Source organism: Idiomarina sp. UBA3176 (genome assembly GCF_002364295.1).
Taxonomy (GTDB): domain Bacteria; phylum Pseudomonadota; class Gammaproteobacteria; order Enterobacterales; family Alteromonadaceae; genus Idiomarina; species Idiomarina loihiensis.
The window spans coordinates 274,780-285,982 of record NZ_DEXU01000023.1; the positions used below are offsets into that span (position 1 = coordinate 274,780).

At 45.2% G+C, this 11,203-nt stretch carries 6 protein-coding genes and 1 tRNA gene (1 of these 7 cut by a window edge); 6 read left to right on the plus strand and 1 reads right to left on the minus strand.

Annotated elements, in window-relative coordinates; genetic code table 11:
• Positions 1–5: 5 nt before the first annotated feature.
• The 6 genes from nhaC to B2U97_RS10965 all read left to right on the plus strand — a co-directional run bounded on the left by nhaC (position 6) and on the right by B2U97_RS10965 (position 11,030).
• Entirely contained in the window at positions 6–1,460 is a 1,455-nt protein-coding gene (nhaC, locus tag B2U97_RS10940) for a Na+/H+ antiporter NhaC (protein ID WP_011234522.1), read from the plus strand.
• Between the two features lie 60 nt (positions 1,461–1,520).
• Entirely contained in the window at positions 1,521–4,112 is a 2,592-nt protein-coding gene (gene pepN / locus B2U97_RS10945) for an aminopeptidase N (protein WP_011234523.1), read from the plus strand.
• Positions 4,113–4,135: 23 nt separating this feature from the next.
• Positions 4,136–4,363: a DUF2835 domain-containing protein gene (locus B2U97_RS10950; RefSeq protein WP_011234524.1), complete on the plus strand. Its 228-nt coding sequence runs from the start codon at positions 4,136–4,138 to the stop codon at positions 4,361–4,363.
• A gap of 196 nt (positions 4,364–4,559) precedes the next feature.
• Positions 4,560–9,407: an NAD-glutamate dehydrogenase gene (locus B2U97_RS10955; protein ID WP_114981327.1), complete on the plus strand. Its 4,848-nt coding sequence runs from the start codon at positions 4,560–4,562 to the stop codon at positions 9,405–9,407.
• Positions 9,407–10,411, plus strand: a complete 1,005-nt coding sequence (gene pyrD / locus B2U97_RS10960) for a quinone-dependent dihydroorotate dehydrogenase (protein WP_114981326.1) — start codon at positions 9,407–9,409, stop codon at positions 10,409–10,411. Before B2U97_RS10955 ends, pyrD begins: the two co-directional genes overlap by 1 nt.
• 64 nt (positions 10,412–10,475) lie before the next feature.
• Positions 10,476–11,030, plus strand: coding sequence for a cell division protein ZapC domain-containing protein (locus B2U97_RS10965; protein ID WP_011234527.1), 555 nt, complete (start codon positions 10,476–10,478; stop codon positions 11,028–11,030).
• 112 nt (positions 11,031–11,142) lie between these two features.
• Here the strand turns inward: B2U97_RS10965 and B2U97_RS10970 are convergent.
• Positions 11,143–11,203 (minus strand) — tRNA-Met (locus B2U97_RS10970) (it continues 132 nt past the right edge of the window).

Genomic DNA, 11,203 nt, shown 5'->3' on the forward strand with positions numbered 1-11,203 from the left:
AATTAATGAGTCATAAAACAAAAGCACCCAGTTTATTACAGGCGCTGATTCCTTTACTTGCGCTAATCGGAATGTTGTCCTCGTCGGTTTATTTATTTGGCGAAGACTCTTCTTATGGACCCAATCAGATAGCCTTGTTAGTGGCGGCCGGTATTGCTGTCATCATAGGTTTTAAAAACGGCTTTAGCTGGCAACAAATAGAAGAGGGCATAACCGAGGGGATTTCTGTAGCCCTGGGCGCAATGTTAATCATTCTTGCTGTCGGTTCGTTAATTGGTACCTGGTTGTTGTCAGGTACCGTTCCAACATTAATTTACTTTGGTCTGGAACTGCTAAACCCAAGCTTATTCTATGCGGCAAGTTGTATTATTTGTGGTGTAGTAGCGCTATCTATCGGAAGTTCCTGGACAACCGCAGCGACCATTGGTGTAGCATTAATGGGAGTAGCTTCCGGTATGGGCTTAGAGCCAGGTATCGCTGCTGGTGCAATAGTTTCGGGAGCGTACTTTGGTGATAAAATGTCACCTTTGTCTGATACCACCAACTTGGCACCAGCGGTCGCAGGAACAGAACTGTTCGCTCACATCCGTTATATGGGGTATACCGCAGGACCTGCTTTTGCTATCTCGATAGCCTTGTTCTTAATTCTTGGTCTTAACACCGATACCAACGTTAGTTTACAGCGTCTGGAACTGATGCAGGAGCAACTAAGCGCAACCTTTAACGTTGGCTGGGAAATGCTGGTTCCTCTGGCGGTGTTGCTATACTTGGCAGCAACCCGCAAACCAGCGCTACCCACGGTATTTTTCGGAGCCTTGCTCGGTGGTGTGTGGGCGCTAATTTTCCAACCTGAAATGGTCAGTCAAATAGCCGGAGAACAGGGCTGGGTTGCTGCCTTAAAAGTAGTTTGGTTAGCCTTATCAGATGGCGTATCGGTGAGTACAGGGAGTGCCAATCTTGATTCATTGTTAAGCGGCGGTGGCATGTCGTCAATGTTAAATACCGTATGGCTCATTTTAAGTGCCATGACCTTTGGCGCCATTATGGAAAAAGTTGGCCTGCTGGAACGCTTTATCCGCGGCATGCTGAAGTCAGCTAAGAGTGTCGGTTCGCTGGTTACCGGGACCATTTTTACCTGTTTTGGTGCGAACGTACTAACCGCAGACCAATATATGGCAATTGTATTGCCAGGGCGCATGTTCAAAGAAGAATATGAGCGTCGCAATCTGGATCCCAGAGTGCTTTCCCGTACTCTGGAAGATAGTGGTACCATCACATCGGCTCTTATTCCCTGGAATACATGCGGAGCTTATATGTTTTCAGTACTTGCCGTAAGTCCGTTCGAATATGGTATTTATGCGTTCTTTAATTACCTGACACCGCTAATTGCCATAATTCTCGCTTATACCGGCTGGACTATCTTGTATTTGAACCCAAAAGACAAAACGGCTGAAGCCTAATTAGAGCGAATAGCCGTACGCAAGAGAGCGACTTAAGAGAACTAAATACAGAAGGAAGCTATGACACAATTACCAAAGGCTAAATATCGTAAAGATTATCAGGAACCTGAATTCACAATAACGGATGTCGATTTAACTTTTAATCTTCATCCAACAGAAACTCGGGTAACGAGCGTCTTAAAAGTTGTACGGCAAGGCGATCATACAAAGCCTTTGGTACTCGACGGGGAACAACTCACCTTACTGAGCTTAAAAGTCGATGGTGAAGACGTTGCTGAGGATTCATATGAATGCAATGAGCACAGCCTTTCACTTAATACTTCGCTCAAGGCGTTTACCCTTGAAATTGAAAATAGCGTTAACCCGACGGCTAATGAGGCGCTTGAAGGCCTGTACCTGGCTGAAAACACCTTCTGTACGCAGTGCGAAGCAGAAGGCTTCCGACGCATCACTTATTACCCCGATCGGCCTGATGTTCTGGCAAAATTTACAACCACAATTATTGCCGATAAAGCAGAGTTTCCATACTTATTATCAAATGGTAACCGCATAAAGCAGCTGGATCTTGATAACGGAAAGCATATGGCAACCTGGCAGGACCCGTTTCCTAAGCCTTGCTATCTGTTTGCTCTTGTCGCGGGTAATTTCGATGTATTACGTGACGAATTTACTACCCGGGAAGGGCGTACCGTTGATTTAGAGCTTTTTGTCGATAAAGGCAACCTGGACAGAGCTGATCATGCCATGTTATCGCTTAAGAATGCGATGAAGTGGGACGAGGAGCGTTTCGACCTGGTCTACGATCTGGATATTTATATGATTGTAGCCGTCGACTTCTTCAATATGGGCGCCATGGAAAACAAAGGCCTGAACGTTTTCAATGCGAAGTACGTTTTGGCTAATCCCGCGACGGCAACCGATCAGGACTTTCTTAACGTTGAATCCGTTATTGGTCACGAATATTTCCACAACTGGACTGGCAACCGCGTGACGTGCCGCGACTGGTTTCAACTGAGCTTAAAGGAAGGGCTGACTGTTTTCCGCGATCAGGAGTTCAGTTCAGATCTCGGCTCCAGAGCCGTCAACCGCATTCAGGACGTCCGCGTTATTCGCAGCCACCAGTTCGCTGAAGATGCCGGACCCATGGCGCATCCGATTCGACCGGATAAAGTTGTTCAAATGAATAACTTTTATACGGTTACGGTCTATAACAAAGGCGCCGAAGTTATTCGGATGATCCACACCTTATTGGGAGAATCCGGTTTTCAGAAAGGTATGAAGCTTTATTTTGAGCGTCACGATGGTAAGGCTGTAACCTGTGAAGATTTCGTTCAGGCTATGGAAGATGCAAACGGCGAAGACTTCAGTCGATTCCGTCATTGGTACTCGCAGGCAGGAACGCCGGTTGTTACAGCGGAGCAGTCTTACGATAAAGACGCGAAACAACTGACCTTGGTGCTCAAACAGGAAACAGCGTCTACTCCCGGACAAGAGCAAAAGGCACCTTTCCATATTCCGGTTAAATGGTCAGCCTATAGCGAGCAGGGCGCAGAACTGTCATTAAGTGATAATAATTTATTGCACTTAAAAGAGAATGAATCGACTTTTACCTTTGATAATGTTGTGGAGAAACCCATTTTATCTTTATTCGATAATTTCTCTGCGCCAGTTAAAGTAAAACGCACCATAAGCGATGACGAATTGCGGGTACTGCTGGCTCATAGCAAAGATGACTTTAGTCGTTGGGATGCGGCACAGTCGTTGTTTACCCGAATGATAGAAAAGGGAATTAATGATGATTCCGCTATCGAATTATCAGCACAAACGATTGATGCATGCAGGAACTTGCTTCAGGCCAATACAGATCCGGCACTAAAAGCTCTGGCCTTAACACTGCCTTCAGCCTCAACGATTGCTGATAATTATGAAACCATTCCGGTAGAAGCAATTAATACCCAGTTGAAGTCACTAAAAACACAACTGGCAGTTGCGCTCGAGAATGATTTCAGCCAGCTTCTGAGTGCCTGTAAGTCAGAAAAAGCCTACCAGTTAGTGGGTGATGAAATAGCCAAACGGCAACTGAAACAGGTTTGTTTAAGCTACTTAGCCGAATTAGGCGACGCAGCGACCGATAAGTTGACAGAACAGTTTGACCAGGCCGATAACCTGACTGATCAACTGGGTGCAATGCAGGCCGGAGTGTGGGCTAATCATTCTGCAGCCGAGTCTTTACTTAATAAGTTTGAGCAGCAATGGCGTGGCGAAAAACTGGTAATGGACAAGTGGTTCAGCACTCAGGCTCTTGCTAATAACGAAGCTACGGTGGAGCGCGTTAAAGATTTAATGACGCACCCCGATTTCTCGTTAAAAAATCCAAACCGGGTGTATTCACTGCTTGCCGCGTTCACTCAGAATCAAGCTCAGTTTCATAAAGCTGACGGGGCAGGGTATGAACTGATAGGCTCAGTCATTCAACAACTGAATACCAGCAACCCTCAGGTTGCCTCAAGACTGCTCTCTGCTTTTGTCAGTTGGCGCCGGTATGATGAGAATCGCCAGAAATTAATGCGGAATCAGCTTGAGTCTTTACGTCAATTGCCAAACCTGGCCAGTGACTTATTTGAAAAAATAGAAAGTTGTCTAACTGAATAATTATTTAAAGGTATTAACCAACGGTGATCATTGAGTATGTTTTTAACCTGAGTATGAGCTATCAGGAGTTTTGCGATGTTTATTACAGCAAGGGTTATCAACAAATTGTAGTAACGACCGTTAACGGCACGCGGGTAGCACTACCCGCGGGGCGTTTAATTCCTTTTATCGATAACCAGGGCGTGCGTGGACGCTTCCTTTTACAAGTTGATGAGCAGCAAAAGTTCGTGGGATTAAAACGGCTGACTTAGAGTCCATTCATTTAAACTAAATAGTTATATTATTTTACTTGCCATATCTGGTCTAAACACCTGTTTTTAGCGCGAATAAGCGTTGAAACCCCAGCGTAAATGTTCGACAATAACATCAATCATATATTCTCTGGCCGTGGGCCGCATTTGGGCTTGCCTACGACGTTTCACCAACAACCTCAAGGACTCTGCAATTATGTCGTTGGTCGATAGTCAATCTCCGGTTTTACTGGAAAAAGTCGTTGAATTGATAAAAAAGAAAGTTCCCGCCTCTCAAGCGCACTTAGTAGCAGATTTTGCCAAGCGCTTATATCGCAATATTGCCAGTGATGATTTAACGAACCGCCACGATAGTGATATGTATGGTGCGGTTTTGGGTTTATGGCACAGCTTTAATGAGTATAAACCCGGTGATAAAGCACTGATAAAAGTATATAACCCTGAAGTCCCGACGGACGGCTGGGAGTCTCCTCATACCATTATTGAAATTATTCAAAATGATATGCCATTTATGGTCGACTCAGTGCGCATGGCGCTGGCTCGTCTGGGCATTACATCGCATTTATTACTGCATATGCCGTTGAGCCATAAACGGGACAAAAATAGCCAGGTTACTGAATTACAGAAACCGGGTACCCGTAGCGATGATAACTATGTCGACACGGTTTTTCTTATTGAAATAGACCGCCAAACCAGCAAGGAAGAGATAAAAACGTTAAAAAGTGAGCTGGTGTCGGTAATGGAAGAAATCAGTCTTGCTGTTGAAGACTGGCAGGCTATGCGTAAGCGTCTACAGACGGTTTCGGAGCAACTGGATCATGAATACTATCCGGGCTCAAAAAAAGAAAAGAAAGAAATTAAAGAGTTCTTACAATGGCTGGCCAATGATAACTTCACGTTAACCGGTTACCGTTCCTATGAGCTAACTCCGGTGAAAGGCGACTACGAACTCAAACAGGTTAAAGACTCCAGTCTGGGGTTAATGAAAAACTCCGTTAGTGAAAAAGGACGTTTGGTTTCCAGCTTACCGGAAGATGCGCGCGAAATAACGCACAACGAACGCCTGTTACTGTTGACCAAAACCAACTCGAAATCACGGGTTCATCGTCCAGCATACTCAGACTACATTGGTGTTAAACGCTTTAATGAAGACGGCGAAGTCATAGGTGAAGACCGCTTTATTGGTTTGTATTCGGCCAACTTCTATAACAACAGTGCACGTGATATCCCGTTGGTGAGTGAGAAAATATCCCGCGTATTAGACATGTCAGGCTTTGCTCCGCAGTCTCACGCGGCTAAAGCACTGTTGAATATTTTAGAGACTTATCCTCGTGACGAAATTGTGCAGGCAGAAGAAGATGACTTACTAACTGTCGGTCTGGGCGTGTTGCAAATGCAGGAGCGCGACATGACCCGCGCTTTTCTGCGCCGCGATATTTTCGGCCGCTTTATGTCGTGCATGGTTTATGTGCCAAAAGAGCGCTATAACACCTTGTTACGTCAACGAACTCAAAGTGTGTTGGCGCGTACATTGAAAACCGAATACGACGTCGACTTTACCACTTATTTTTCAGAGTCTTCGTTAGCAAGAACACATTATACCGTGCGTTTGAGCGAAGACCATCAGGATGTGAACGTGAAAGAATTAGAACAGAACTTAATTGAAGCGGCCCGCACGTGGGAAGACAACTTCGAACGTATTTTGCAGTCCACTTTCGGGGAAGCAAATGCTACCCGTTTAAACAAACGATACGCTACGGCATTTCCCCGTGCGTATAAAGAAGACGTTTTACCGTCGGTAGCAATTTCAGACATAAAACAACTGGAATCGTTAAATGACGAACATAAACTGGGTATGGTGTTATACCGTGCTCAGGAAGAAAAAGACGACAGTAAACATCTGCACTTGAAGTTGTTCCATAAAGACGAACCGATTCATCTGTCGGACGTACTGCCGATGCTCGAGAACTTCGGGTTACGGGTTATTGGCGAAAGCCCTTACCAGATTAAAACGGGCGACGGTGATGTGTACTGGGTTCTTGATTTCCACATGCTTCACACTGCAGGCTCGTTGAATCTGGAAGAGAGTCGTGAAACCTTCCAGGAAGCCTTTGCGTTAGTCTGGAACGGTAAATTAGAAGACGATGGCTTTAACCGCTTGGTACTAGGTGCCGGCATGAATGGCCGTCAGGCCACTATTTTGCGTATGTTTGCGAAATACATGCGTCAAATTGGCACCACATTCAGCCAAAGCTACATAGAGAGTACGTTCAGTAAGTATCCTCTGCTGGCCAAGCTGGTTGTGAAGATGTTTTACAGCAAGTTTGAACCGGGTACAAAAGGTGTTGAGAAAAAGCTTGAAGCACTTCATACCCGTATTAATACCGAGTTGGATAACGTTGCCAACCTTGACGATGACCGTATTATTCGTCGCTATGTCGAACTGATTGATGCAGCTTTGCGTACCAACTTCTTCCAGAAAGACGAGCAGGGCAACGACAAACCTTATATTTCAGTTAAGTTCTTGCCTGAGCTGGTACCGGAAATGCCGTTACCGTTACCTAAGTTTGAAATTTTTGTTTACTCGCCGAAAGTCGAAGGTGTGCATCTTCGTGGCGGTAAAGTAGCTCGTGGTGGCTTGCGCTGGTCAGACCGTCGTGAAGACTTCCGCACCGAAGTACTTGGTCTGGTAAAAGCTCAGCAAGTGAAGAACACCGTTATTGTACCTGTGGGTGCAAAAGGCGGCTTTATTTGTAAAGCTTTACCGGAAGACAGAGAAGGCATGATGGCCGAGGGTAAAGAGTGCTATAAAACCTTTATCCGTGCGTTACTGGACATTACCGATAACATCGTTGAAGGCGAAATTGTTCCTCCGAAAAGTGTTGTTCGCCGTGACGAAGACGACCCATACCTGGTTGTTGCCGCAGATAAAGGTACTGCAACTTTCTCTGATATCGCTAACGGCATTTCAGCTGAATATAACTTCTGGCTGGGTGATGCCTTTGCATCTGGCGGCTCAGTTGGCTATGACCATAAGAAAATGGGTATTACCGCTCGTGGTGCCTGGGAATCAGTTAAACGCCATTTCCGCGAAATGGGTATTGATTGCCAAACCACAGACTTTACCTGTGTTGCCATTGGTGACATGGGTGGCGATGTATTTGGTAACGGCATGTTGCTGTCCAAGCATACGCGATTACAAGCGGCATTTAACCACTTGCACATCTTTATTGATCCGGAGCCAGACGCTGCGAAATCCTGGGAAGAGCGTGACCGTTTATTCAAAATGCCGCGTTCAAGCTGGGATGATTACAACCGAGAATTGATTTCAAAAGGTGGTGGCATCTTCAACAGAAGTGCTAAAGCGATTGAGCTAACGCCTGAAATTAAGAAAATGCTGGGTACCCAGAAAAAATCAATGACACCTAATGATTTGATCAAAGCCTGCTTAACGATGGAAGTTGATCTTATCTGGAATGGTGGTATCGGTACTTACGTTAAAGGCAAAGCCGAAACCGACAGCGATGTTGGTGACCGCGCTAACGATGCGTTGCGCGTTAACGGTCGCGAGCTGAACGCGAAAATTATCGGTGAGGGCGGCAACTTAGGCTTTACCCAGTTAGGCCGTATTGAATTTGCACAAAACGGTGGACGAGTTAATACCGACTTTGTCGATAACGTGGGTGGCGTGGACTGCTCAGATAACGAAGTTAATATTAAAATTTTACTTAACGGTTTAGTTAACAGTGGCGATCTGACGAAGAAGCAACGCGATAAACTGCTTTACGATATGACCGACGATGTCGCGAAAATTGTACTGGATGACTGTAACAGACAAACACAGTCAATTTCGGTAACAGCATTGCGTGGTACCGATCAAGTTAAAGAGTATACGCGGTTTATTCACCACCTTGAGCGCGAGCATTCGTTGAACCGTCAGCTTGAGTTTTTACCTGATGATGATGAATTAATTGAGCGTCAGGCAACGAACCAGGGCTTAACACGTCCGGAGCTGTCCATTATTACGGCTTACGGAAAAATGGTTCTTAAAGAGCAGCTGATAACGGATGAAATCACGGAAGACCCGTACCACATGCGTGAACTTTTTGACTCTTTCCCGGAGGCTTTACGTGAGCGTTTTGCTGACAGTATGGTATCTCATCCGCTGAAAGGTCAGATTATTGCAACTAAGCTTGCCAATAATATCGTTAACGATATGGGACCAAACTTTGTTTTCCGCAAGCAGGAGGCAACCGGCTCGACAGTTGCTGAAATAGCTTCAGCTTATGTTGTTGCCCGCGAGTGTTTTAAAGTTGAAGAGCTGTGGGAACAAATTGAAGCGCTGAATAATAAAGTACCTGCCGAAGTTCAGAATGAAGTTTTATTCCAGCTTCGTCGTATGGTTCGCCGCGCAACTCGCTGGTTCTTGCGTCACCGCAACCCAGCTCTGAGTGGCATTCAGGAACACTTAGATTTTTACATGGGTGCATTTGATGACTTACGCGAGAACAGCCTCAAGTATATGGTTGAAGATGAAGCTAAAGTCATTGAAGAAACGATAGAGAAGTACAAAGAACATGGCTTTCCGGCCAAGTTGGCAAAACAAGTTGCAAGCCTGAGCACGGTATTTTCTGCTATGGATCTTGCTGAAGTTGCTAATGAAACCGGACAGTCGTTCAAGACGGTTGGTACGCTTTATTTCCGCTTAGGTGCGGAAATAAACTTACATTGGTTCTTAATACAAATTAATAACCAACCTGTGGCGAACCACTGGCAAGCTCTGGCAAGAGCGGCATTCCGCGAAGAGCTCGACTGGCAGCAACGTTCATTAACTCAAGTTGTACTGCGTTCAACACCAGACGTGAGCGATCCGGAAAAGATGATCAGCGAGTGGATAGAGCAAAACGAAGTACTATTATCGCGCTGGCAGCAAATGCTATCCGATTTCCGTACAACGAAGAGCCACGAGTTTGCTAAATTCTCGGTCGCTTTGCGCGAGCTTATGCTGTTAAGCCATAACTGTGCACCTAAAGTGATCAGTTAATGTACAACCTTATAAAACCATTGTTGTTCCGTCAGGATCCTGAGAAAACGCACGAATTAATGCTCGGGATCCTGAGTAAATGGCATCGCACACCGTTGTCGCTGTTTTGGAAACAAAACGTACCCAGCAAATCGGTTCGGGTTATGGGAATTGATTTCCCTAACCCGGTAGGTTTAGCCGCTGGTCTTGATAAAAATGCCGAGTGTATAGATGCATTTTCTCAGATGGGTTTTGGTTTTATCGAAGTTGGTACAGTGACACCTGTAGCTCAGCCGGGTAATGATAAACCTCGTTTATTCCGCTTGACCGAAGACGAAGCAATTATTAACCGCATGGGTTTTAATAACCATGGGGTTGATGAGCTTGTTAAAAATGTCAAAGCGTCTTCCTATAAAGGCGTGCTAGGCATTAATATCGGTAAAAACAAAAACACGCCGGAAGAGCAGGCCATTGATGACTACCTTGCGTGTCTGAATAAGGTTTATCCTTATGCAGACTACGTAACGATAAACATTTCATCTCCTAATACTCCGGGTTTAAGAAACCTTCAGCACGGCTCCAGTCTTGATGGCTTATTGTCCAGCCTTAAAACGGCTCAGCTGACTTTGGCAAAAGAGTATGAGCGCTACGTGCCGCTGGTGGTTAAAATAGCTCCGGATCTTGAAGATCATGAAGTGGAAGTTATGGCGCAGTCACTATTAAAGAATGAAATGGATGGCGTAATAGCAACCAACACAACTTTGTCGCGTGACGGACTGCAAAGCAGTCAGGCCGGCGAAGCAGGGGGCTTAAGCGGTAAACCACTTCAGGATAAAAGTACTCGAGTGATAGAGCTGTTATGTAAAACTTTGCAAAGAAAAATACCGGTTATAGGCGTTGGTGGCATTGATTCAGTTGAGTCAGCAGAGGCCAAACTCAAGGCTGGAGCGAGCCTGGTGCAAGTTTACACAGGGTTTATCTATCAAGGGCCTGGGCTAATTCGCTCAATTGTTAGTCACTTGTAATGGTTAAGTGACTTTAGTATCTTATCGCAAAGCTTAAATTCTTCTAATAATAAAGGCTAACATCGTGGAATCGGAATCCCATTGGTTATGGTTATTCAATACAGAAAGCGGCAAGCTTAGCGTTAAGCTAAGTGATACCGACGTATTTGATACGCCTTACAAACCGAGTCAGCTAGTCAATATTCACTTTAATGAACAAATGATGGATATTGAAGACGCGACAACTTTCCAAATCGTTAGTGAAACATTAGAGGCTTACCCTGCAGATAAAATGCCTTGTGCACCGCAAAACGCAGCTCTTAATGCAACTGCCTGGTGTCGCTTTGGTCGTCCTCAAATGCCACAGAGTTGGCATTTTCAAAAATCTGATATTAGCGAATGGCCGTTAGAGCGGCGTTTATGCGAATTGAACTCAGGTTTTGATCAGGGGCTGTTCTTAATTCTTGATACCGATGATGAATTTGCGACTTGCTTACTATTAAGTGAGGGCATGCAGCTTTCTGCGATTAAATCGCTGCGTCAGTACCATGTCATTAAAGTCACCTTAAACCGCTTGTTACCGGCAACCGTCGATTTAGCTTTGTCAGCTCAGTCTAACTGGGGACAACAGTTGGCGTAGTGGCTTTAAATATAAAGCTTGCGTCTTAAGTCTATTTTCAGGCTTACTTGGGAATTTATTCAAAGAAAGAGTATTTAGCAGGAAGGCATTACTGAATTCTAATTCCGGACGTTGGTTGCGGGGGCAGGATTTGAACCTACGACCTTCGGGTTATGAGCCCGACGAGCTACCAG